We start from the raw sequence: 22,756 nt of genomic DNA, 5'->3' as shown, positions 1-22,756 counted from the left end.
GAAGGTGTCAGTCGGCGAGGTCGACGACCACCGGCACGTGGTCCGAGGCGCCCTTGCCCTTGCGCTCGTCGCGGTCGATCGCCACGCCGGTCACCCGGGCGCGAGCGGCGGGGGAGAGGTAGGCGAAGTCGATCCGCATGCCCTCGTTCCGCGGGAACCGCAGCCGTTGGTAGTCCCAGTACGTGTACGTGTGCTCGGCAGGGAGCGCCTCGCGCGTGACCTCGGTGTACCCCGCGGCGCCGAACGCCGCGAACGCGTCGCGCTCGGCCGGCGTCACGTGCGTCTTGCCCGCGAAGTACGCGACGTCCCACACGTCGGTGTCCAGCGGGGCCACGTTCCAGTCGCCGACCAGGGCGACCTGCGCCGCCGGGTCGTCCGCGAGCCAGCCCGCCGCCCGTGCGCGGAGCTCGTCGAGCCACGCCAGCTTGTACGCGTAGTGCGGGTCCCCGATCTCGCGGCCGTGGGGGACGTAGAGGCTCCACACGCGCACGCCCCCGCACGTCGCGCCGAGCGCGCGCGCCTCGACCTTCTCGCCGAAGGCGGGCTGGCCCGGGAAGGAGGTCTCGACGTCGTCCAGGCCGACGCGCGAGACGACCGCGACGCCGTTCCACTGGTTCACGCCCACGTGCGCGACCTCGTACCCCGCCGCCTCGAACGGCGCGACGGGGAACTGCGCGTCGGCGCACTTGGTCTCCTGGAGCGCGAGGACGTCGGTCCCGGTCCGCTCGAGGAACGCGATCGCCCGGTCGACCCGGGCGCGGACGGAGTTGATGTTCCAGGTCGCGAGGCGCACGGGCCCCACCGTACCGACGTCGGCGGCCGTGTGGCGGCCGGGTCCGGGCGCCGCCGCCCGTAGGCTGTGGCCATGGCGACAGCACTCATCACCGGCGCGAGCGCCGGCCTGGGCCTGGAGTTCGCGTGGCAGCTCGCCACGGCGCGGCACGACCTCGTGCTCGTCGCGCGCGACGAGGCGCGCCTCGAGGAGGTCGCGGGCCAGATCCGGGCCGCCGCGGGCGTGCGCGTCCAGGTCCTGCCGGCGGACCTCTCCGTGCCCGACGACGTCGCGCGCGTGGCCGAGCGGCTCGCCTCTCCCGGCGGCCCGGACGAGCGCCCGGTCGGGCTGCTCGTGAACAACGCGGGCTTCGCGACCCAGCAGCACTTCGTGGACGGCGACCTCGACGTCGAGCTCCGTGCGCTCGACGTCATGGTGCGCGCCGTCCTGGTCCTGTCCCACGCCGCCGCCGGTCAGATGACCGCGCGGGGGCGGGGCGCGATCCTCAACGTCGCGTCCGTCGCGGCCCTCACCGCGGGCGGCACCTACGCGGCCGCGAAGGCGTGGGTGCGCTCGTTCACGGAGGGTCTCGCCGTCGAGCTGCACGGCACCGGCGTCACCGCGACCGTGCTCTGCCCGGGCTTCACGCACACGGAGTTCCACGACCGCGCCGGCATCGACAAGTCCGTCCTGCCGGACCTCGCGTGGCTCGACGCCGACCGGGTGGTCGCCGCGGCGCTCGCGGACGTGCGGCGCGGGGTCGTCATCTCGACCCCGTCGGTGCGCTACCGCGTCGCGTCGGCCGCCCTGCGCGCGATGCCGCGCTCGGCCGTCCGCGCGATCGGCAAGTACCGCTGAGGTCCCCGGCCAGGCGTCGGCGACGCCGGTGCCCTCGGACGTCCGCTCCCTCGCTCGCGTCCCTCAGGAGGTCCTCGCACCCGGGGTGAGCTGCTCGATCAGCGCGGCGTAGCTCTGGTCCCCCTGGCCCGCGGCGAGCGCCCGGGCCACCAGCGACTGGAACAGCCGCGGGAGCTCCGCGTCGACGCCCAGCCGCTCGCTCACCCGGACGAGGTGGGCGATCCCGCCCGCGTGGGTGGCGAGCGTCGCGTCGTCGGGCGGGTAGGAGCCGCGGTCGACCTGGTCGGCATAGCCGGACAGCCATCCGACCGTCTCCTGCGCGACCTGTGTCGCGAAGGGCGTGAAGGTGGATGCGTCGACATCGGCGGTCCCGAGCAGGGCCACCCCCTGGAGCCACGCGTTCAGGACGCCCCACATCACGCTGAGGCCGGCGACGTCGTACAGCGCCGACAGGCCGTGGTCGTCGCCGAGGAAGGTCGCGTCTCCGAGTGCGGCGAGCAGGGGCTGGTGGGTCTCGAAGGCCGCCCTCGAACCGCTCAGCAGGATGATCGCGTCAGCGGTGCCGATGGTCGAGGGGACCGCCATGATCGCGCCGTCGAGGGAGCGGGCGCTTCCCTGGTCCGCCCACCGGGCCAGCTCGCGGGCCTGCTCCGGGTCGCCCGAGGTCAGGTTGACCAGGACGCGGCCGTCGAGCTCCCCGGAGACCGACGCGAACGCTTGCTGGAGCGACTCGTAGTCCGCGACGCAGACGATGCTCACGGGGCTCGCGAGGACCGCGCTCTCGACCGATTCGGCGAGCCGCGCGCCTCGGGAGACGAGCCCCTCGGCCTTCGCGGCCGTGCGGTTCCAGACCGTCACCCGGTGCCCCGCCGCCAGGACGGCGTCTGCCAGTGCCCTGCCCATCAGTCCCAGGCCGATGATCGTGACGTCGGTGCTCGTCTCGGTACTGGTCTCGGTGCTGGTCTCGGTGCTCGTCTCGGTGCTCGTCCGGGTGCTCGCGTGGTGTGCCATGGCAGCATGGTGAACGTTCAGACCGGTATGAAGGTCAAGGGGGCGTCGTGCACATCGGAGAGCTGAGCCGTCGGAGCGGGGTCAAGGCCCACCAGCTGCGGTACTACGAGGCGCAGGGGCTGCTGGCACCGGGTCGCACCGCGGCCGGGTACCGCCGGTACGACCAGGCAGACCTCGTCAAGGTGACGCAGATCCGGCACCTGCTCGACGCCGGGCTGTCCACCGAGGACATCGCCTACCTGCTGCCGTGCGCGACCGGAGAGGCCCCGGAGCTCGTGGGCTGCCCCGAGCTGCTGACCGCACTGAGGGCGCGGCTGCGTCGCGTGGACGACCAGATCGACACGCTGACCCGATCCCGCGAGGCCCTGGTCCGCTACATCGACGACGCCGAGCGGGTGGGAGCCACGACGTACGGGCCCTTCGGCGCGATCCCTGCGGAGCCGGCCCACGCGTGAGGAGCCGGGCGTGCCCGGGCAGTCCTGACGGTCGGCGCCCCGCCGACTACCCTGGCGACCGTGACTACTGACTCCGCCTCGACGCTCGCCTCGACGCCCCGCGAGCAGCTGCTCGCCCTGATCCGTGAGCTCGCCGTCGTGCACGGCCGGGTGACGCTCTCCTCCGGCAAGGAGGCGGACTACTACGTCGACCTGCGGCGCGTGACGCTGCACCACCGCGCGGCGCCCCTCATCGGGCACCAGCTCCTGGACCTCCTCGAGGAGCAGGGTCTCGGGACGGCGGAGGTCGACGCCGTCGGCGGGCTGACGCTCGGTGCCGACCCCATCGCGACCGCGCTCCTGCACGCCGCGGCCTCGCGCGGGCAGGACCTCGACGCGTTCGTCGTGCGCAAGGCGGCCAAGGCGCACGGCATGCAGCGGCAGATCGAGGGCCCGGACGTCGCGGGCCGCAAGGTCGTCGTCGTCGAGGACACGACGACGACGGGCGGGTCGCCGATCACGGCGATCGAGGCCGTGCGCGCCGCCGGGGGCGAGGTCGTCGGGGTGGCGACGATCGTCGACCGCGCGACGGGCGCGGGCGAGAAGATCGAGGCGCTCGGCGTGCCGTACCACTTCCTGTTCAGCCTGGAGGACCTCGGCCTCGCCTGAGCCGTCCCGGCCTGCCCGGGTGTGACGAGTCGTGTGTCACACCTGGGTAGGTCAGGCTTACCTTGCTTTGGTGAGGCGAGCCTTATATGGTCCGTCACGACGGGGCGCCGCAGCGCGCCCCGGAATCGTCGGTCCCGCTCCCGCCGGGACCTCGCCCCGGACCAGCACGGGAGACCTTGTGCCCACTTCACCGTCGAGACGCGTCCGTCGCGGCCTCGCCTCCTTCCTCGCCGCGGCGCTCGCCGCCGGCCTGACCGTCGCGGGCGCGGGGGCCCCCGCGCAGGCGGCCCCGACCGACGTGACGGGCGGCTCGGCCACCTGGAACTTCGTCGACTCGTGGACGTCGTACGTCACCGGCCCGATCGCGCAGGGCACGGTCACGCCGGCCCTCCAGGGCGGGCAGTCCTCCTACGGTCCCGCGTCCGGCACGTACGACGACGCGTCCGGCGCGGGCTCGGTGCGGCTCGGCGGATCGACCCGCTACCAGGGCCACCACGGCGCGCTCGACGTGACCGTCTCCGACCTGCGCCTCGACCTCACCGGGCCCGCGACCGGCGTCCTCTACGCCGACTTCGCGGGCACGGTGACCGCCGGCGCGGGCGACGATGCCAAGGTCGCAGACGTCGCCGTGTCGGCGACGCGCGACGGCGACCAGGTGACGTTCGTGGCGAACGGGACCGTGGCCGCGTCGCTCGGCGACGTCTCCTCCTACTTCTCGTCGTACGCGGGCAAGCCGATCGCGACGCTGACCGCACGCGTCGAGTCCCCCGAGTCGGTCGCGCCGGCCGAGGCGACCACGACGACTCTCGCAGTGACGCCCGCGGGCACGTCGGTCGCGGGCGAGACCGTGACTCTCGCCGCGACCGTCGCGCCCGCCGCCGCAGGCACGGTCGAGTTCCGCGACGGCGGTTCCGCGCTCGGCACCGCGCCCGTGACCGACGGCGTCGCGCGCCTGGAGACGTCTGCCCTCGCTGCGGGCGGGCACGAGCTGAGCGCGGCGTTCACGCCCGCCGACCCGGCGGCGTTCGTGGCGTCCGCCTCCGGTGGCGTCGCGCACGCGGTGACGGCGCCCGCGACCGAGCCCGAGCCGGTCGCCGACCCCGTGGTGACCGTCTCGCCGTCGACCCCGGTGGACCCGGCGGTGGAGACCACCTTCACGATCTCCGGCACCGGCTTCGTCGGCGCGGGCGCCGCGAACGGTGCGTACGTGCTCCTCGGAGACGCGGCGATCTGGGACGGCAGCGGCCCGCTCGTCGCGAGCGGCTGGCTCGCCCAGGGCTGGGTGATGCCGCAGCAGGTGCGCGCGGGCGCGTTCACCACGACCCTCACCGTCCCGGCGGGCACGCTCGACCCGGCGAAGGAGTACGTGGTCGCGACGTCCGCCGCCCACGGGCTCTCCGTGACCGACCGCAGCCTCGACACGTTCACGCCCGTCGCGGTGCAGGGCGCCACGACCCCCGAGCCTGGCTGGGAGCCGTCGATCGAGCTGTTCGCCGCCGACGGCACCACCCCGCTCGGCGACGCCCCCGTGCGCCCGGACGACAAGATCGTCGTCAAGGGCTCGGGCTTCGACCCGGAGGCGAACGTCGCGCCCGCGGGCAACCGCCCGCCGATCTCCGGCGGCATCCCCGCCGGCACCTACGTGGTGTTCGGCAAGTTCGCGCCTCAGTGGCGGCCGTCCCAGGGCGTGGCATCGTCCGCGCGCAAGGCCGGGTCGCAGCAGTGGGCGCTCGCGTCCGCGGCGCTCGACCAGGTCGACCCGCGCTACCAGGGCGCGATCCGCGGCCAGTGGGCCGAGCTCTCCGAGGACGGCACGTTCACGGCCGAGCTCGTTGCGAGCGAGCTCGAGCTCGACGGCGGCCGCTACGGCGTCTACACCTACGCCGCGGGCGGCACGGTGAACGCCGCCCAGGAGCTCTACGCGCCCGTCGCCTTCACGACCGAGCCCGCGGCTCCCGTCTGGGAGCCCGAGATCGCGGTCTTCGCCGAGGACGGCGTGACGCCGCTCGGCGACGCCGAGGTCTCGGTGGGCGACACGATCGTCGTCCGCGGCTCGGGCTTCGACCCCGCGGCGAACGTGGGTGGCCGCGGCGTCCCGATCCCGGCGACGCTGCCGCAGGGCACGTACGTCGTGTTCGGCAGCTTCGCCGAGCAGTGGCGGCCGTCCGAGGGGGCCGCGTCGTCGTCGCGCAAGGTCGGTTCCCAGGTGTGGGCCCTCGCCGAGCCGGTGCTCGACCAGGTCCCCGCCCAGTACCAGTCGGTGGTCCGCGCACAGTGGACGGACATCGCCGCGGACGGCACGTTCGAGGCGCGGCTCGTGGTGAAGAGCCCGGGGCTGCTCGACGGCGGCCGGTACGGCGTCTACACGTACGGCGCGGGCGGCGTGAGCAACGCGGACCAGGAGCTCTTCGCTCCCGTCGCGTTCGACGCCCCCGCGTCGCTCACGGTGACGCCCGCAGCGACGACGGTCGAGGCCGGCGGCACCGTCCGGCTCACCGTGGGGGGCCTCGTCGAGGGCGACGCCGTCAAGGGCGTGACGTTCGGCGGCAAGGCCGCGACCTACTCGCGCGACGGCACCACGATCCTGCTCACGGTTCCGGCCGACGCCGCCGCGGGGCCCGTCCCCGTCGTCGTGACGTCCGAGCTCGGCGTGACGGGCAGCACGACGCTCACCGTCACGGCCCCGGCTCCGGGGGCTCGACCGACCACGACGACCCTCGCCTCCTCGGCGACCTCGGCCGTCGAGGGCACGGCGGTGACGCTGACGGCGACGGTCACCCCGCAGGCGGCCGGCACGGTCCGCTTCACCGACGGCGACACGACCCTCGGCACGGCGGTCGTCACCGACGGCGCCGCGACGCACCGGGCGACCGGCCTCGCCGTGGGGAAGCACGTCGTCACGGCGACGTTCGTGCCGGCGGACCCCGCCGCGTTCGTCGGCTCGGTCTCGGCTCCGGTCACGGTCACCGTCACGGCGAAGCCGACCGCTCCGACGACGGCGGGCGCCCTGACCTGGGGCGTCAAGGAGTCGTTCCGCAGCTACATCGTCGGACCGGTCGCGGGCGGCGGCGCGACGGCGACGAGCGGTGCGAGCGTCGTCGACGGTCTCTTCCGCTTCGGCCAGGCCGACGGCGGCACGTGGACCTCGGCGTCGGGCCGTGGCACGGCGAAGTACAGCGGGACGGTCCGCTTCACGGGCCACTCGGGCGCGCTGGACCTCGCGCTGACGAACCCGGTCGTCGACGTCACCGGACCGGGCGCTGGCCGCCTGCTCGTGGACGCGCGCTCGACGGGGCTCGACGGCTCGACGTTCGACCGCCAGGGCGTCGTCTTCGCGACGCTCGCGCTCGGTGCGCCGACGACGAGCGCGGACGGGGCCGTGACCTACACGAAGGCCGCGGCGACGCTCACGGCCGACGGCTCGCTCGCGTTCTCCGGCTTCTACCCGGCGGGCACCGCGCTCGACCTGGTGACGTTCACCGTCGGCGCGGCGTCGACCGGCCCCGGTGACGGCGGCACCATCGGCACCCCGGGCACCGGGACGCCGGGGGCGCCGACCGACCCGGCGACGGCGACGCTCTCGGTGGCGCAGGCCCGCCCGGGTGACGAGGTCACGATCAGCGGCGTCGGGTTCGGCGCGCACGAGGCGGGGATCCGCACGGAGATCCGCTCGACCCCGCGCACGCTCGCGACGGGCGTCACGGCGAACGCCGGCGGGGCCGCGACCTCCACGGTGACGATCCCGACGGACGTCGCCCCGGGCGAGCACATGCTGCTGCTGATCGGCGCGAACCACACGGCGTCCGCCCCCATCACGATCGTCGGCACCGGGACCGCCGGAACCGGCACGGGCAGCGCGGCGGAGCAGTGCTTCGCCCAGGGCGTCAACGGCGCGACCCTCTCGTGGGGCGTGAGCGACCGGTTCCGCGCGTACGTCACCGGACCGATCGCGAAGGGCTCCGTCTCGACGAGCGGCGTCGGCGACACCGGCTCGGCGTTCACGTGGAGCGGCGGCAAGGGCTCGTTCAACACGGACCTCGGCAAGGGCCGCGCGAGCTTCGGCGGCTCGGTGTCGTTCTCCGGCCACGAGGGCATCCTCGACCTGCGGATCAGCAACCCGCGTGTCGTCGTGAACGGCTCGTCGGGCACGCTCGTGGTCGACGTCCGGAGCAGCGACATGGAGGGCAACACGTCCTCGTCGAGCGGCGTCGCGTTCGCGAGCCTGGACCTGTCGGGCAAGAAGTCGACGTCGGGTTCCACGATCACGTGGAGCGGGGCTCCCGCGACCCTCACGGCCGCCGGGGCGAAGGCCTTCGCCGGGTTCTACGAGGCCGGCACCGCGCTCTCGCCCGTGACGTTCGCCTTCCCGGTCGGCGGCGACGTCGAGTGCGACGCGTACTCCGGTGCGCTCGCCTCGACCGGCACGGACGCGGGCAGCCTCGCGCTCCTCGCCGGGACCCTGCTCCTCACGGGCGGGGCGATCCTCGCCGTGCGGCGCCGTCGCGCGGGTCGTGTGCAGGCGGTCGCGACCGCCTGAGCCACCGGCCCCGCACGACGGCGCCCGGTCACCTCGCGAGGTGACCGGGCGCCGTCGTGCGTGCGGGAGAGCGGTGGGCCTCAGACCAGGTCGACGAGGTCCGCGACGGAGTCGACGACCTTGCTCGGCCGGAACGGGAACCGGTCGACGTCGGACATCTTCGTGGACCCCGTCATGACGAGGTACGTGTACAGCCCGGCCTCGATGCCCGCGACGACGTCGGTGTCCATGCGGTCGCCGATCATCGCCGTCTTCTCCGAGTGCGCGTCGATCCGGTTGAGCGCGGAACGGAACATCATGGGGTTCGGCTTGCCGACGAAGTACGGCTTGCGGCCCGTCGCCGCCGTGATCATCGCCGCCACCGCGCCCGTCGCGGGCAGCGGGCCCTCCTGGGACGGGCCGGTCGTGTCGGGGTTGGTGCAGATGAACCGCGAGCCGCCGAGGATGAGGCGGATCGCCTTGGTGATCGCCTCGAACGAGTACGTGCGCGTCTCGCCCAGCACCACGTAGTCCGGGTCGGACTCGGTGAGCGTGTAGCCCGCCTCGTAGAGCGCCGTCGTCAGCCCCGCCTCTCCGACCGCGTACGCGCTGCCGTTCGGGATCTGGTCGCTGAGGAACTGGGCGGTGGCGAGCGCCGACGTCCAGATCGACTCCTCGGGGACGTCGATCCCCGACGTCGCGAGGCGCGCGCGCAGGTCGCGCGCCGTGAAGATCGAGTTGTTCGTGAGGATGAGGAACGGGCGGCCCTTGTCGCGCAGCGCCCGCACGAACTCCGGGGCGCCGGGGATCGCGTGCCCCTCGTGGACGAGCACGCCGTCCATGTCCGTCAGCCAGCTCGTGATCTCTCGTGTCATCTCAGGCGTCCTTCCCGTCCGTCTCGCCGTGCCCGACGGCGGTCGTGCCCTCGGTGACGGCCGGCTCGCCGTCGGTCCCCGCCGCGTCGGCCGCGATCTGCGCCTCGAGCGCCGCGGCCCGCTTCTCGGCGCGGCGCCCGCGCCAGACCTCCACGATCATCGGGATCACCGAGAGGAACACGATGAGCAGGACGAGCGCCTCGATGTTGTCCTTGACGAACGTGATGTTGCCGAGCAGGTAGCCGAGCCACGTGAGGCCCACGGCCCACAGCAGCGCGCCGAGCGCGTTGAACCCCACGAAGTGCCGGTAGTGCATCTTGCCGACGCCCGCGGCGACGGGCGCGTACGTGCGCACGATGGGCACGAAGCGCGCGATGACGATCGTCCGGCCGCCGTACTTCTCGAAGTAGGCGTTGGTCTGGTCGATGTACTTGCGCTTGAAGAACCGCGAGTCCGGCCGGTCGAACACCTTGGGCCCGACGGTGCGCCCGATGAGGTACGCCGTCTGGTCACCGAGGAACGCCGCCGCGAAGAGCAGGAGGAGCAGCACGGGCAGGCTGATCTGCAGCGAGTCCTGCGCGACGAGCGCGCCCGCGGTGAACAGCAGCGAGTCGCCCGGCAGGATCGGGAACAGCAGGCCCGTCTCGATGAAGATGACGACCACGATGCCGACGAGCGCGGCGTCGCCGAAGCGCTCGATGAGCGACATCGGGTCCATCCAGTCCGGGCCCAGGGCGGCGACGGGTCCGGCGGCGCCGAGGCCCGCGGCGTGCGCGGCCCCGGGCAGGGCGGAGACGAGCTCGGCGAGGGTGTTCACGGGTCACCAGCGTAGTGGGGGCGGTGCGCTCGTCCCCGACGCCGGGTGTGCACCGGCCGTGAAGGTCTCGCGCGGCCGGAGCGGCGGGGTGCGTACCGGGCAGAATGTCCGTCATGGCGAGCATCGCGGTGGTGGGCGGGACCGGCGCGGCAGGTCGCGCCGTCGTGCGGGAGGCCGTCGCGCGCGGCCATGACGTGCGTGTGCTCTCGCGGCACGTGCCCGACGACGGGGCGCGGGTCCCCGGGACGACGCACCACCGCGTCGATCTCCTCGGGTCCGACGACGGCACGGTCGCGACCGCGCTCGACGCGGCGTTCGCAGGCGTCGACGCGGTGGTCGACGCGAGCAACGGGATGTCGCCGGGGGCGATGAAGGTCTTCTCGGTGGGGGCGGGCCGCCTCGCGGCGGCGGCACGGCGCGCCGGGGTGGGCCGCGTCGTCGTGCTCTCCATCGTGAACGTCGACCAGGGGGACTACGGGTACTACCGCGCGAAGGCCGAGCAGGAGCGGGTCCTGTCGTCCGGCGGCGTCCCGACGACGGTCGTGCGCGCGACCCAGTTCCACGAGTTCCTCGAGATCTTCCTCGGGCGCGACGGACGGCTCGGCCGATGGACGCGCCTCGGACTCCTGCCCGTGCCGCGCGGGGTGCGGTTCCAGCCGATCGCGCTCGCCGACGTCGCGCGGGCGCTCGTCGACGCCGCCGAGGGGACGCTGCCCGGGCGCGGCGTGCCAGGACCCGGCCCTGCCGCGACGACCGTGACGATCGGCGGCCCGGAGGTCCTCGACGCGCGCGACATGGCGCGCGCCTGGCGCGCGGCGCACGGCTCGCGTCGGCCGGTCGTCGGTGTGCCGCTGCCCGGCCCCCTGGGAGAGTTCTTCCGCGCGGGCCGCAACCTCGTGCCCGACCACCGCTACGGGACGCTCACGTACCGCGAGTGGCTGCGGGAGCGCGCATGACGCCGTCCGACGGGGTGCGTGCGGAGCCGCCCGGGGCGCGACCCGCCGTCGGGGACGACGAGCACGCCGAGGAGCGCGAGGTGGGGGTGGGGCCGTGGCCCGGTGGGCCGGACGCGTGGCCGCGCGTCCCGGACCCCGAGGGCCAGCCCGGGGCGACCCGCGTGGACCCGCGCTACGACCCCGAGCTGCTCGCGCACGGCGACCGGCGCAACGTCGTCGACGCCTACCGCTACTGGACCGTCGAGGCCGTCGTGGCGGACCTCGACGCGCGGCGCGACCCCGCGCGCTCCCTGCACGTCGCGATCGAGAACTGGGCGCACGACCTCAACATCGGGTCCGTGGTGCGCACGGCGAACGCGTTCAACACGGCGGGCGTGCACGTCGTCGGGCGGCGCCGGTGGAACCGCCGCGGCGCGATGGTCACCGACCGCTACCTCCACGTGCACCACCACGCGTCCGTCGACGGCCTCGCCGCCTGGGCCGCGGCGGAGGGGCTGCCACTCCTGGGCGTCGACAACCTCCCGGGCTCCGTCCCGATCGAGGGCTACGCGCTGCCCGCGTCGTGCGTGCTGCTGCTCGGCCAGGAGTCGACCGGGCTCACGCCCGAGGCGGTCGCGGCGTGCCGCGACGTCCTGCACATCACCCAGCACGGCTCGACCCGCTCGATCAACGCCGGGGCGGCGGGCGCGATCGCCCTGCACGCGTGGGCCGCGCGGCACCTCGCCCCGGGCGGCGGCGCGAGGTAGAGGCGTGGTCACCGGGCGACCACAGGTCGAACGGCCCTGACGCTCGCGCTGTCATCCATGCCAGACTTTGACCCGACAGTCCACCCCGCACGACTCCACAGGAGCTTCGCATGCCCATCGCTACCCCCGAGGTCTACGCCGAGATGATCGACCGGGCGAAGGCAGGCTCGTTCGCCTACCCGGCCGTCAACATCACCTCGTCGCAGACCATCACCGCCGCGCTCCAGGGCTTCGCCGAGGCCGAGTCCGACGGCATCATCCAGGTCTCCGTGGGCGGCGCCGAGTACGGCTCGGGTTCGACGGTCAAGGACCGCATCGCCGGTTCGCTCGCGCTCGCGGCGTACGCGCGCGAGGTCGCGAACAGCTACCCCGTGCAGATCGCGATCCACACCGACCACTGCGTCAAGAAGAACCTCGACTCCTGGGTCCGCCCGCTCCTGGCCATCGAGGCCGAGCAGGTGAAGAACGGCGGCCTGCCGACGTTCCAGTCGCACATGTACGACGGCTCGGACGTCCCGCTGGACGAGAACCTCACCATCGCGGCGGAGCTCCTCGAGCTCTCGCAGGCGGCGCGCACGATCCTCGAGATCGAGGTCGGCGTCGTCGGGGGCGAGGAGGACGGCCACGAGGCCGAGATCAACGAGAAGCTCTACACGACGGTCGAGGACGGCCTCGCGACGATCGCGGCCCTCGGCACGGGCGAGAAGGGCCGCTACCTGACGGCCCTCACGTTCGGCAACGTGCACGGCGTGTACAAGCCGGGCGCGGTCAAGCTCCGCCCGGAGATCCTCAAGGAGATCCAGGAGGCCGTCGGCGCGAAGGTCGGCAAGGCGAACCCGTTCGACCTCGTCTTCCACGGCGGCTCCGGCTCCACGGCCGAGGAGATCTCGGCCGCGGTCGACTACGGCGTCATCAAGATGAACATCGACACGGACACGCAGTACGCGTTCACGCGTCCGGTCGTCGGCCACATGTTCTCGAACTACGACGGCGTCCTGAAGGTCGACGGCGAGGTCGGCAACAAGAAGGCCTACGACCCGCGCGCCTGGGGCAAGCTGGCCGAGGCCGGCATGGCCGCCCGCATCATCGAGGCGTCGCAGCAGCTGCGCTCGGCGGGCAACAAGATCCGCTGACACCCCGAGAGCCGGCGTGCGCCGGCTCCGGACGTGCGAAGGCCCCCGGTCCGTTCGGACCGGGGGCCTTCGTCGTCGTGCGTCGTGCCCGGTGCGGGCCGCACAGGTGGTGCGTGGCCGGTGACCGTCTGTCGCGACCGCGCGGCAGGCGGCGCCGACGTCAGTCCGTGGCGTCGGAGCCGTTGCCCGTGCCCGCGGGCTCGTCGAGGTCGAAGCCGGGGTCCACGTCGACGATGTCGAGCAGCTCGCCGATGCGGGTCACCTCGAGGAGGAACCGGACCGTCGGCGGGGCGCGCAGGACACGGACCCGGTGCGGGCCGCGCGACGCGAGGCGTGCGAGGAACGCCACACCGGACGAGTCCATGAAGGTGACGTGGTGCGCGTCGATCTCGACCGGGAGCCCGGAGTCCTCCGCCGCGGCGGTCGCCTCCTGGAGGTCGGCGCCGAGGTCGGCGTCGATCTCGCCCGAGAGGACGATGCGTGCCCGCGTCGTCCCCACGATGACGTGCACGCTCGCCGGGTCGCCCGCCCCGGCGGGGTCGCCGGCGACGCCGACCGGACGGTCGGCGGCCGAGGGTGTACCTTCGCGCACCGGCGCTCCTCTCTGCGTGGTCCCGACCCGTTCCGGTCTCGGGAAGCACCAATCTACGGTTGAATGTCCAGTCGGGACAGTAACGCGACCGTGGCGTCGGTTTCCAGACGATCGACGCACGGACCGTCGGAGGTGACGATGGGCAGCTCGCCGGGGCTCGGCACCGACCTGCCCGCGCACGTCCAGGAGCTGTGCACGCGCGCGATGGAGGGCGCGGGCGTCGCGATGTTCGTCACCGGGCCGCGCTCGGACGAGATGCCGATCGTGTGGGTGAACGCCGCGTTCGAGCGCCAGACCGGGTTCGCCGCCGCCGAGGTCCTGGGCCGCAGCCCGCACGTCCTCGAGTCCCTCCTCTCGGAGCCGGTGGAGGCGCAGGAGCTGCGCGCGGCCATCACGGAGGAGCGCGAGATCACGCACACCGTCCGCGCCCTGCGCCGCGACGGCTCCCCCGTGTGGACCCAGCTCTCGCTCGCCCCGCTCGCCGGCCCGGACGGCACCGTCACCCACTGGGTCGGGGTGCAGGTCGACGTCTCCGAGCACCTCGAGCGGTACGCGGCCCAGGTCGCGTCGCTCGCGCTGGAGCGGCGCGAGCGCGCGGTGCTCGACGTCGTCTCCCGCAGCTCGGACCTCCTCGCCGACCTCGACCAGCCGTACGCGCTGCGCGACATCACCGAGCTCCTCGCCGGGTACGTCGTCGACTGGGCCGGCTTCTACCTCAACGACGACGGGCTCCGGTACGCGGAGGGCGTCGACACCGCCGCGCCCCCGAGCGGGCGCGGGCAACGCCACGGCCGCTACACGCCCGGGGCGTACCCCGTCGCACCCGGCCTGCACACGACCGACGCGCTCGGTGACTCCGCCGCCGTCACCGGCTCTCTGCCGCGCGTGCGCCTCGTCGACGTGCCCGACCGCGTCCAGGACGTCCTGGACGGGCGCATCGAGGGCCCCGTGACCCTCGACCTGTCCGCCACGTACCCGCAGTGGTCGGCCTCCGGCTGGCTCCAGCGCGACCTGCACCACCGCCTCTCCGGCCTGCCGCACCGGCCGGGTACCGTCACCGTCACGGCTGTCCCGGGACGACGCCGCATCCTCGGCCTGCTCGTCACGGGCGACACCTCCGAGGCGGGCCCCCACGGGCTCGGTACCGAGGCGGAGGCGCGCGAGGGCGTGCGCACGCTCCTGCAGATCATCGCGCGCCGGGCCGGCACCGCGATCGACAACGTGCGGCTCTACGCCCGCGAGCACCGGCTCGCCGAGACGCTGCAGCGCGCGATGCTGCCCGAGCAGGCCGACGTGACCGGGCTCGACGTCTGGACCTACTACGCGCCCAACTCGGAGCACGCCCAGGTGGGCGGCGACTGGTACGACGTCCTGCAGATCGCGCCGGACGTCGTCGGGCTCGTCATCGGCGACGTCGTGGGTCACGACGTCGAGGCGGCCGCGGCGATGGGCCAGCTCCGCTCGGTCGTCCGGTCGTACGCGTACGAGCTCACGACGCCCGGGCCGGTGCTCGAGCGCGTCGACCAGCTCGTCCAGGGCATGCGCATCCCGCGCTCCGCGAGCCTCGTGTACGCGGCGCTCACCCAGCCCGACGCCGAGCAGCCCGACGACGCGTGGCGCATCGAGTACTCGCGTGCCGGGCACCTGCCCCCGCTCCTGCTGCGCGACGGCACGGTGACCCAGCTCGACGACGCCGGGGGCGCGCTCGTCGGGTTCGGCGGCCGGAGCCGGTCGACGGGCGTCGCAGCGCTCGCGCCGGGCGACACGCTCGTCTTCTACACCGACGGCCTCATCGAGCGCCGCGACCGCGCGCTGCGGGTGGGGCTCGAGGCGCTCGTCGCGGCGTCCGAGGCCGTGACGGCCGTCGACGCCGCGGGCGTGGGCGAGGAGCTGCTGTCCCGCCTCGCGGACGCCCCCGAGGACGACGTCGCGCTCGTCGTCGTGCGCATCCCCGACCCCGTGCACGACGCGTCGGCCGTCGTGCTCAGCCCGCGCAGCCGCCGGTGGCTCCTGCCGAGCGAGCCCGCGTCGATCGGGCGCGCGCGGCACGCCGTCGTGCGCACGTGCCAGGCGTGGGGCGTGCGCGACAGCGCGAACGCGGAGCTCGTCGTCTCCGAGCTGGTGGCGAACGGTGTGCTGCACGGGTGGGGGCACCTCGCGCTGCGCCTCTTCGACACGGGCGACGGCATCCGCGTCGAGGTCGAGGACTCCAACCCGGCGCCGCCCGTCCCCACGGACGGGCACCCGAACCGCATGGGCGGCTTCGGCATGCAGATCGTCGAGCGGCTCGCGGACTGGGGCTGGCGCCCGACGGCGTCCGGCAAGCTCGTCTGGGCGACGCTGCGGCCCTCCGGGCGGTAGCCGGTCGTCGCCGAGGAGACCGACCGTCAGGCCGGGGGCTCGACCTTCGCGAAGCCGGACGGCGGCGTCGCGGGCTCGCAGCGGTGGTCGGCGTCGATGCGGAACAGCTCGAGCGCCCCGCAGACCTCCAGCACGAACAGGTCGCGGTCGTCGCAGCCGCGCAGCACCGTGGCGCCGCCACGCTTGCGCCCCGAGTCCGCGAGCGAGATGAGGAACGCCGCGCCGGTGGAGTCCATGAACGTCACACGGCACATGTCGATCACGAGGAGCTGACGGCGCAGCCCGACGACGCGGGCCGCGATCTCCGGGAACTGGTCGCGCTCGGCGAGATCGAGGTCCCCGGCGATGACGAGGGTCGTCGTCGCGGGTGACGTGGCGATCTCGATCATGGCATCGACTCTAGACGCCGCCCGGGTCCGTCGCGCGTCCACCCGACCTGCCGGACGGGCGCGCGACGGGTCTCGTCAGCGCAGGGCGCGGACCTCGTCGGCCGACGTCCCGGAGTCGCGCAGGAACTGCTCGCAGCGCTCCGCCTCCTCGACCTCGCCGATGTACGCCGCGCACTCCGCGAGCGCGAGCAGCGCGCGCAGGAAGCCCTGGTTCGGGACGTGGTCGGCGGGGATCGGGCCCTGCCCGCGCCAGCCCGCGCGACGCAGCGAGTCGAGGCCGCGGTGGTACCCGGTGCGCGCGAACGCGTACGCCGTGACGGCACCGCGGGACCCGTTCTCGTGGAGGAAGTCCTCCGCGAGGTACGCCCAGGCGAGCGAGCTGGCCGGGGTGCGGGCCGCGATCTCGTACGGGTCGCCGTCGGCGGCGATGGCGTCGCGGACGTGCGCGAAGTCGTCGGGGAGGCGGACCGGCGCGGGGCCGTCGAGGAGGTTCGCGTGCGTGTCGCTCATGGAGCCATTCTGCCCGCCCGGGATGCGCCCGGCACCGGAACGTGCCGAACCCGGGGTAGCTCCCCACGCCGGCCGCACGATGAGGAGCGATCACGGGCTCGGCGGACGCGCCGTGGACGACGGACGCCCGAAAGGTCAATGGCCGGTAAACTCGGCGCCGGTCCCCGGGTGACTGCCGCCCGGGTGACGCCTCGGGCCCGCGGGCCCAGCGCCGTCGGGCACGACCTGCCCGCTCCGCTCCGGACGCCGGTGCGCCCACGACCATGACCGGCCCGAGGAACAGGCAGTGCGAAAGTGGGGATTCCATGCCAGGCGTGGTGCTCGTCGGTGCCCAGTGGGGCGATGAGGGCAAGGGCAAGGCGACCGACCTGCTCGGCTCCCGGGTCGACTACGTGGTCAAGTTCAACGGCGGCAACAACGCCGGCCACACGGTCGTCATCGGGGACGAGAAGTACGCGCTCCACCTGCTGCCGTCGGGCATCCTGTCCCCGGGCGTCACGCCGGTCATCGCGAACGGCGTCGTCGTGGACATCGAGGTGCTGTTCCAGGAGCTCGACGACCTGATCTCGCGCGGCGTGGACGTCTCCCGTCTGCTGGTCTCGGGCTCGGCGCACGTCATCGCGGGGTACCACCGCACGATCGACAAGGTGAGCGAGCGGTTCCTCGGCAAGCGCCGCATCGGCACGACCGGCCGCGGGATCGGCCCGGCCTACGCGGACAAGATCAACCGCGTCGGCATCCGCATCTGGGACCTCTTCGACGAGAAGATCCTCGCGGAGAAGATCGAGGGCTCGCTCGACCAGAAGAACCACCTGCTGGTGAAGGTCTACAACCGCCGCGCCATCACGGTCGACGAGACCGTGGCCGAGCTGCTCCAGTACGCCGAGCGCCTCAAGCCGATGGTGGCCGACACCGCGCTCGAGCTGAACAAGGCCCTCGACGCCGGCAAGAACGTCCTCTTCGAGGGTGGCCAGGCGACCATGCTCGACGTCGACCACGGCACGTACCCGTTCGTCACGTCGTCCAACGCGACGGCGGGCGGCGCACTCACCGGCTCGGGCGTCGGGCCGACGCGCATCAGCTCCGTCATCGGCGTCATCAAGGCGTACACGACGCGCGTGGGCGAGGGCCCGTTCCCGACCGAGCTGTTCGACGCGAACGGCGAGTACCTGCTCAAGCAGGGCGGCGAGTTCGGCGTCACGACGGGCCGCGCGCGCCGCTGCGGCTGGTACGACTCGGTCATCGCGCGCTACGCGACGCGCGTCAACGGCATCACGGACATGGTGCTCACCAAGCTCGACATCCTCACCGGCTTCGAGAAGGTCCCGGTGTGCGTCGCGTACGACGTCGACGGCGTCCGCTACGACGAGATGCCGCTCGACCAGACGGCGTTCCACCACGCGAAGCCGATCTACGAGGAGCTCGACGGCTGGTGGGAGGACATCTCCGGCGCCCGCACGTTCGAGGACCTGCCGACGAACGCGCAGCGCTACGTGCTCGCTCTCGAGGAGATGTCGGGCACGCGGATCTCGGCCATCGGCGTCGGCCCCAGCCGCGACGCGATCATCCCGCGCCACGACCTCATCCACTGATCCCTCGAGCCGGCGAACCTGTCAGCGCCCCACGGGTCCCCGGACCGGTGGGGTGCTGACGACGTCTCGGGCCGGTCGCCCGTCAGCGGTGTGCGGGCCTCCAGGCCGGTGAGACGCTGACAGGTCGCGCGAGCGGCCTCGGTAGACTCGGCGCCCGTGAAGATCCTCGTCGTCGGGACCGGTGCCCGCGAGCACGCCATCGTCCACGCCCTCGCGCACGAGGCCGACCGCCCGGGCGCCGAGCCGCACGAGCTGCACGCCGCCCCCGGGAACCCCGGCATCGGGAACCTCGCGACGCTGCACGCGGTCGACCAGAACGACGGCGCCGCGGTCGCCGCGCTCGCGACCGGACTGGGCGTCGACCTCGTCGTCGTCGGCCCGGAGGCCCCGCTCGTCGCGGGGGTCGGCGACGCGGTGCGCGCGGCGGGGATCCCGGTGTTCGGCCCGAGCGCCGAGGCCGCGCGCCTCGAGGGCTCCAAGGCGTTCGCCAAGGACGTCATGGCCGCGGCCTCCGTCCCGACGGCGCTCGCGCACGTGTGCACCGACGTCGACCAGGTCGCGGCCGCCGTCGACGCGTTCGGTGCCCCGTACGTCATCAAGGACGACGGCCTCGCCGCGGGCAAGGGCGTCGTCGTCACCGAGGACCGGCAGGTCGCGCTCGAGCACGCCGCCGCGTGCTTCGCGTCCCCGCGCCGCGCGGCGGACGGCACGCCCGAGGACCCGCGCGTCGTCGTCGAGGAGTACCTGGACGGCCCGGAGGTCTCCCTCTTCTGCGTGAGCGACGGCGCGACCGTCGTCCCGCTGGCCCCCGCCCAGGACTTCAAGCGCGCGTTCGACGCCGACGCCGGCCCCAACACGGGCGGCATGGGCGCCTACAGCCCGCTGCCGTGGGCACCCGAGGGCCTCGTCGACGAGGTCGTCACGCGCGTCGCGCAGCCGACGATCGACGAGATGGCGCGGCGCGGGACCCCGTTCGTCGGCGTCCTGTACGTGGGCCTCGCGCTGACGAGCCGCGGCACGCGCGTCGTCGAGTTCAACGCGCGGTTCGGCGACCCGGAGACGCAGTCGGTGCTCACGCGCCTCGCGACGCCGCTGTCCGCCGTGATGCTCGCGGCGGCGCAGGGCCGCCTGGCCGAGATCGGTGCGCTGCGCTGGCACGACGACGCGTCGGTCACGGTCGTCGTCGCGGCGCACGGCTACCCGGGCGCGGTGCGCGGCGGCGACCCGATCACGGGCCTCGACGCGGCGGAGGACGTCGAGGGCGTGCACGTGCTGCACGCGGGCACGTCGCGCGGGGACGACGGCGGCCTGGTCGCCGCGGGCGGTCGTGTCCTGTCGGTCGTGGCGCGCGGTGCCGACCTGGCCGAGGCGCGCCGTCGGGCGTACGCGGCGGTCGACCGCATCGTGCTCCCGGGCTCGCACCACCGCACGGACATCGCGGCGAAGGCCGCCGCGGGCGAGGTCACCCTCGCGGGCTGACCCCCGCCGTCGGGCCCGCCGCGCTGGCGCCGCCGAGAACGAGGTTCCACGCGGCCGAGCACGACGTTGCTGTCGTTCTGGGGGCTTTGACGACAACAACGTCGTGCTCGGCGTCAGGGTGTCAGGCCTTGTGCCACTTCTGGGCGGCGGTGCCGTTGCACGTCCAGATCTGGAGCTGCGTGCCGTCGTTGCTGTTGCTGCTCGGCACGTCGACGCACTTGTTCGCGAGGACGGACACGAGGTCGCCCGCGCCGCTCAGGACGAACTGCTGGGCGGGGTTGCCGCTGCAGTTCGCGAGCTGCACGGCCGTGCCGTCGGCGGTGCTCGCCCACGCCACGTCCATGCACTTGCCGCCCGCGCGGACCGTGCCGTCGGACTCGAACGTCCAGCGCTGCGCGCTCGTCCCGTTGCACGTCCAGAGCTGCAGCCGCTTGCCGTCGCTGAAGTCCGAGCTCGGCACGTCGATGCACTTGCCCGCGAGGCCGACGAGCGCGCTGCCCGACCCGCCGCCCGTGGTGACGAGCGACAGCCCGTACGCCGACAGGATCGGGTTGACGGGCTGGTAGATGAACTTCCCGCCGTTGGAGCAGTCGTTGATGCGGCCCGAGGTCACGCCCTGCGCCTGGTTCCCCGAGATCACGGAGCCGCCCGAGTCGCCGCCCTCGGCGCACGCCGAGCCGCGCACGAGCCCGGGGATGTCACCGTTGCCGTAGTTCACGGTGATGTTCTTCTGCTCGATGACGCCGCAGCGCCAGCCCGTCGTCGCGCCGGACCGGCAGACGGACGCGCCCACCGGCGCCTCGGCGGACCCGGCGACGTCGACCGTGCCGCCCGCGTAGTTGTTCACCCGGGGGACGGGGGAGAACCCGGCGTCGACGCGCACCCAGGCGTAGTCGTGCCCGGGGAACGACGCCGCCTGGACGGTGCCCATGCGCGCCCAGCTCGCCGTGAGGACCTCCTTGCCCGCGGCGCCGCAGTGCCCGGCCGTGACGAAGCCGCCCTGCACGGCGAAGCCGATCGAGCAGGCCGACCCCGACGACGCGCCCGGGTCCCGGGTGATGTACCGGTCGCCGCCGCGCACATCGGCCGTGAGCTCGTAGGGCGCGTCGACGACCTCGGTCCGGACGGCGGCCGGGTCGACCCCCGAGGCCGCGACGAACGCCTCCGCCGCGGCGGGGTCGAGGGACTCGACGACGACCTCGTTCGTCGTCACGTCGACGTACCAGGCCTGGACGGCGTCGGGCGTCGACACCTTGTCCAGCCCGGTGGCGACGGCGTCCAGCTCGGCGAGGCCGTGCTCGACGACGACGGCCTCGGCACCCGCGGCCTCGACCTCGGGGACCGCGGCCGGGTCGGTGACGGCGACGACGGGCGTCGCGGCGTCGGCGTCGACCCACGTGCCGGCGTACGTGGCGCCCAGGCCGCCGCCCAGCGCCTGCTCGACGGCGGCGGTCGCGGCGTCGAGCGCGAGCCGGTCGGCGACGCCGGCCGCGTCGAGGCCCAGGTCGCGCTCGAGCGCGCGGAGCTGGCCGTCGGACAGGTCGTCGGGCCCGGGGACCGGGCCGGCGAGCAGGGCTGGGGCCTCGGCCCCGACGGTCGCCGGTGCGGGCGCGCTCGCTGCGGGTGCGCTCGCGCTCGCGGCCGTCGCGAGCCCGACGCTCGCGGCGATCACGCCGACTCCGGTTGCTAGCGCTGTCAGGCGATGGTGCATCGTGCCGTGGTGCATCGTTGCCTCCTCGGTGCGGATGTCGGCCCCGCCGTCGTCGGCCGGGCCGGGACAGCGGTGCAGGCGCCCCCGAGGGGGTCGCTCCGATGCAGGCCCCCGACGGTGAGGGAGCGCTCCCACGACCGTCCTGACGGCACAGTAGCGGCTTCGGGCGCGTTCGTCGCGCCGGGCTCGACGGCGGTCGTCGTCCCGTGCCGTCGGGTGCGGTCGGCGCGGCGCCCGACAGGACGGCGGGCGGGCCGCCCTCTCGGTGGCGGGCGGGAGGGCGACCGGTCGTCGGACACGGTGCCGCGTCTGCGACGGCCGGTGCGAGACTAGGGGCCGTGACCGACACCCCTCAGGACCCTGCCTCGGCCCTCTCGCTCGGCGAGGTGGACGCGCTCGACACCGCGGCGCTCGACCTGCCCGGCTGGACGCACGTGTACTCCGGCAAGGTGCGCGACCTCTACGCGCCCGACCTGCCCGCCGTCGGCGGCGTGCACCCGCTCGGCGACGTCGTGCTCGTCGTCGCGAGCGACCGGGTCAGCGCCTACGACCACGTGCTGTCGCCCGGGATCCCCGACAAGGGCGTCGTGCTCACGCAGCTCAGCCTGTGGTGGTTCGAGCAGCTCGCCGACCTCGTGCCGAACCACGTCGTGTCGACCGAGGTGTCGTCGGAGCCGGGCGACGGACTCGTGCCCGACGTCGTCGCCGGGCGCGCGATGATCTGCCGCCGCCTCGACATGTTCCCCGTCGAGTGCGTGGCGCGTGGCTACCTCACCGGCTCGGGGCTCGTCGAGTACCGCGCCGGCGGCGAGGTGTGCGGCGTGCCGCTGCCCGCCGGCCTCGTCGACGGCTCGCGCCTGCCCGCGCCGATCTTCACGCCCGCGACCAAGGCCGCCGTGGGCGAGCACGACGAGAACGTCTCGTTCGACGTCGTCGCCGAGCAGGTCGGGATCGACGACGCGACCCGCCTGCGCGACCTCACGCTCGCCGTCTACGCCCGGGCCGAGGGGATCGCGCGCGAGCGCGGCGTGATCCTCGCCGACACGAAGCTCGAGTTCGGCGTCGACCCGACCACGGGCGCGACCGTGCTCGGCGACGAGGTGCTCACCCCGGACTCGTCCCGGTTCTGGCCCGCGGACCAGTGGGAGCCGGGCCGGGCGCAGCCGAGCTTCGACAAGCAGCCGCTGCGCGACTGGCTCGCGTCGCCGGCGTCGGGCTGGGACCGCGCGTCCGACACCCCGCCGCCGTCGATCCCCGCCGAGGTCGTCACGCGCACCCGCGCCCGGTACCTCGAGGCGTACGAGAGGCTCACGGGCTCCGCGCTCGGCTGAGCCC

Annotated in this window: 19 protein-coding genes; 11 read left to right on the top strand and 8 right to left on the bottom strand. The window is 74.1% G+C overall.

Annotation, left to right across the window (positions count from 1 at the left end):
• Nucleotides 1-7 precede the first annotated feature (7 nt).
• On the bottom strand, nucleotides 8-793 hold the full coding sequence (locus tag NF338_RS03855) for an exodeoxyribonuclease III (RefSeq protein WP_264029582.1): 786 nt from the start codon (nucleotides 791-793) through the stop codon (nucleotides 8-10).
• A gap of 72 nt (nucleotides 794-865) precedes the next feature.
• Here NF338_RS03855 and NF338_RS03850 point away from each other — a divergent pair, with 72 nt between their 5' ends.
• The gene (locus NF338_RS03850; RefSeq protein WP_264029581.1) at nucleotides 866-1,630 is read left to right on the top strand and encodes an SDR family NAD(P)-dependent oxidoreductase; all 765 of its coding nucleotides are present in this window, start codon (nucleotides 866-868) and stop codon (nucleotides 1,628-1,630) included.
• A 63-nt stretch (nucleotides 1,631-1,693) separates the two neighbouring features.
• Here NF338_RS03850 and NF338_RS03845 read toward each other — a convergent pair whose 3' ends face one another.
• On the bottom strand, nucleotides 1,694-2,641 hold the full coding sequence (locus NF338_RS03845) for an NAD(P)-dependent oxidoreductase (protein WP_264029580.1): 948 nt from the start codon (nucleotides 2,639-2,641) through the stop codon (nucleotides 1,694-1,696).
• A 47-nt stretch (nucleotides 2,642-2,688) separates the two neighbouring features.
• Here NF338_RS03845 and NF338_RS03840 point away from each other — a divergent pair, with 47 nt between their 5' ends.
• The 3 genes from NF338_RS03840 to NF338_RS03830 all read left to right on the top strand — a co-directional run bounded on the left by NF338_RS03840 (nucleotide 2,689) and on the right by NF338_RS03830 (nucleotide 8,281).
• Nucleotides 2,689-3,096, top strand: a complete 408-nt coding sequence (locus tag NF338_RS03840; RefSeq protein ID WP_264029579.1) for a MerR family transcriptional regulator — start codon at nucleotides 2,689-2,691, stop codon at nucleotides 3,094-3,096.
• 51 nt (nucleotides 3,097-3,147) lie between these two features.
• Nucleotides 3,148-3,744 carry an orotate phosphoribosyltransferase gene (pyrE, locus tag NF338_RS03835; RefSeq protein ID WP_374059062.1) on the top strand — a complete coding sequence of 199 codons (597 nt, stop codon included), beginning with the start codon at nucleotides 3,148-3,150 and terminating at the stop codon, nucleotides 3,742-3,744.
• Nucleotides 3,745-3,922: 178 nt separating this feature from the next.
• Nucleotides 3,923-8,281, top strand: a complete 4,359-nt coding sequence (locus NF338_RS03830) for an HtaA domain-containing protein (protein ID WP_264029578.1) — start codon at nucleotides 3,923-3,925, stop codon at nucleotides 8,279-8,281.
• A gap of 80 nt (nucleotides 8,282-8,361) precedes the next feature.
• On the opposite strand, the gene NF338_RS03825 is transcribed toward NF338_RS03830, so the two are convergent.
• Nucleotides 8,362-9,135, bottom strand: a complete 774-nt coding sequence (locus NF338_RS03825) for an HAD-IIA family hydrolase (protein WP_264029577.1) — start codon at nucleotides 9,133-9,135, stop codon at nucleotides 8,362-8,364.
• 1 nt (nucleotide 9,136) lies between these two features.
• The gene (locus NF338_RS03820; protein WP_412846026.1) at nucleotides 9,137-9,952 is read right to left on the bottom strand and encodes a VTT domain-containing protein; all 816 of its coding nucleotides are present in this window, start codon (nucleotides 9,950-9,952) and stop codon (nucleotides 9,137-9,139) included.
• Between the two features lie 113 nt (nucleotides 9,953-10,065).
• Here NF338_RS03820 and NF338_RS03815 point away from each other — a divergent pair, with 113 nt between their 5' ends.
• From NF338_RS03815 to fbaA, 3 genes are all read left to right on the top strand, one after another.
• Nucleotides 10,066-10,908, top strand: coding sequence for an SDR family oxidoreductase (locus NF338_RS03815; RefSeq protein WP_264029576.1), 843 nt, complete (start codon nucleotides 10,066-10,068; stop codon nucleotides 10,906-10,908).
• A complete protein-coding gene (locus NF338_RS03810; RefSeq protein ID WP_264029575.1) occupies nucleotides 10,905-11,654 on the top strand; it encodes a TrmH family RNA methyltransferase in 750 nt (249 codons plus the stop codon). The genes NF338_RS03815 and NF338_RS03810 overlap by 4 nt, the downstream gene beginning before the upstream one ends.
• Nucleotides 11,655-11,764: 110 nt before the next feature.
• Nucleotides 11,765-12,787 (top strand): class II fructose-bisphosphate aldolase, encoded by a 1,023-nt coding sequence (gene fbaA, locus NF338_RS03805; RefSeq protein ID WP_264029574.1) that lies wholly within the window; start codon nucleotides 11,765-11,767, stop codon nucleotides 12,785-12,787.
• Nucleotides 12,788-12,947: 160 nt separating this feature from the next.
• Here fbaA and NF338_RS03800 read toward each other — a convergent pair whose 3' ends face one another.
• Nucleotides 12,948-13,379: an STAS domain-containing protein gene (locus NF338_RS03800; RefSeq protein WP_412846023.1), complete on the bottom strand. Its 432-nt coding sequence runs from the start codon at nucleotides 13,377-13,379 to the stop codon at nucleotides 12,948-12,950.
• 138 nt (nucleotides 13,380-13,517) lie between these two features.
• On the opposite strand from NF338_RS03800, the gene NF338_RS03795 reads away from it, so the two are divergent.
• Nucleotides 13,518-15,740: a SpoIIE family protein phosphatase gene (locus tag NF338_RS03795; RefSeq protein WP_264029573.1), complete on the top strand. Its 2,223-nt coding sequence runs from the start codon at nucleotides 13,518-13,520 to the stop codon at nucleotides 15,738-15,740.
• Between the two features lie 26 nt (nucleotides 15,741-15,766).
• On the opposite strand, the gene NF338_RS03790 is transcribed toward NF338_RS03795, so the two are convergent.
• Entirely contained in the window at nucleotides 15,767-16,129 is a 363-nt protein-coding gene (locus tag NF338_RS03790) for an STAS domain-containing protein (protein WP_024839094.1), read from the bottom strand.
• Between the two features lie 75 nt (nucleotides 16,130-16,204).
• Nucleotides 16,205-16,639 carry a DUF3151 domain-containing protein gene (locus tag NF338_RS03785; RefSeq protein ID WP_087470930.1) on the bottom strand — a complete coding sequence of 145 codons (435 nt, stop codon included), beginning with the start codon at nucleotides 16,637-16,639 and terminating at the stop codon, nucleotides 16,205-16,207.
• A 305-nt stretch (nucleotides 16,640-16,944) separates the two neighbouring features.
• On the opposite strand from NF338_RS03785, the gene NF338_RS03780 reads away from it, so the two are divergent.
• On the top strand, nucleotides 16,945-18,231 hold the full coding sequence (locus tag NF338_RS03780; RefSeq protein WP_264029572.1) for an adenylosuccinate synthase: 1,287 nt from the start codon (nucleotides 16,945-16,947) through the stop codon (nucleotides 18,229-18,231).
• A gap of 156 nt (nucleotides 18,232-18,387) precedes the next feature.
• Nucleotides 18,388-19,710: a phosphoribosylamine--glycine ligase gene (gene purD / locus NF338_RS03775; protein ID WP_264029571.1), complete on the top strand. Its 1,323-nt coding sequence runs from the start codon at nucleotides 18,388-18,390 to the stop codon at nucleotides 19,708-19,710.
• A 121-nt stretch (nucleotides 19,711-19,831) separates the two neighbouring features.
• On the opposite strand, the gene NF338_RS03770 is transcribed toward purD, so the two are convergent.
• Complete coding sequence (locus NF338_RS03770; RefSeq protein ID WP_264029570.1) at nucleotides 19,832-21,436, bottom strand: ricin-type beta-trefoil lectin domain protein; 1,605 nt, start codon at nucleotides 21,434-21,436, stop codon at nucleotides 19,832-19,834.
• A gap of 371 nt (nucleotides 21,437-21,807) precedes the next feature.
• On the opposite strand from NF338_RS03770, the gene NF338_RS03765 reads away from it, so the two are divergent.
• Complete coding sequence (locus NF338_RS03765) at nucleotides 21,808-22,752, top strand: phosphoribosylaminoimidazolesuccinocarboxamide synthase (protein ID WP_264029791.1); 945 nt, start codon at nucleotides 21,808-21,810, stop codon at nucleotides 22,750-22,752.
• Nucleotides 22,753-22,756 lie beyond the last annotated feature (4 nt).

This window comes from Cellulosimicrobium sp. SH8, from assembly GCF_025818875.1.
Classification (GTDB): Bacteria; Actinomycetota; Actinomycetes; order Actinomycetales; family Cellulomonadaceae; genus Cellulosimicrobium; species Cellulosimicrobium cellulans_D.
This window is presented reverse-complemented; position numbering and strand designations above follow the sequence as displayed.

Bases quoted from the DNA above. Each gene is read 5' to 3' on its own strand.
- NF338_RS03845 (WP_264029580.1), bottom strand. From the start codon at position 2,641: ATGGCACACCACGCGAGCACCCGGACGAGCACCGAGACGAGCACCGAG.
- NF338_RS03825 (WP_264029577.1), bottom strand. From the start codon at position 9,135: ATGACACGAGAGATCACGAGCTGGCTGACGGACATGGACGGCGTGCTC.
- NF338_RS03790 (WP_024839094.1), bottom strand. From the start codon at position 16,129: ATGATCGAGATCGCCACGTCACCCGCGACGACGACCCTCGTCATCGCC.
- fbaA (WP_264029574.1), top strand. From the start codon at position 11,765: ATGCCCATCGCTACCCCCGAGGTCTACGCCGAGATGATCGACCGGGCG.
- NF338_RS03785 (WP_087470930.1), bottom strand. From the start codon at position 16,639: ATGAGCGACACGCACGCGAACCTCCTCGACGGCCCCGCGCCGGTCCGC.
- NF338_RS03810 (WP_264029575.1), top strand. From the start codon at position 10,905: ATGACGCCGTCCGACGGGGTGCGTGCGGAGCCGCCCGGGGCGCGACCC.
- NF338_RS03850 (WP_264029581.1), top strand. From the start codon at position 866: ATGGCGACAGCACTCATCACCGGCGCGAGCGCCGGCCTGGGCCTGGAG.
- NF338_RS03770 (WP_264029570.1), bottom strand. From the start codon at position 21,436: ATGCACCACGGCACGATGCACCATCGCCTGACAGCGCTAGCAACCGGA.
- NF338_RS03780 (WP_264029572.1), top strand. From the start codon at position 16,945: ATGCCAGGCGTGGTGCTCGTCGGTGCCCAGTGGGGCGATGAGGGCAAG.
- NF338_RS03815 (WP_264029576.1), top strand. From the start codon at position 10,066: ATGGCGAGCATCGCGGTGGTGGGCGGGACCGGCGCGGCAGGTCGCGCC.
- NF338_RS03795 (WP_264029573.1), top strand. From the start codon at position 13,518: ATGGGCAGCTCGCCGGGGCTCGGCACCGACCTGCCCGCGCACGTCCAG.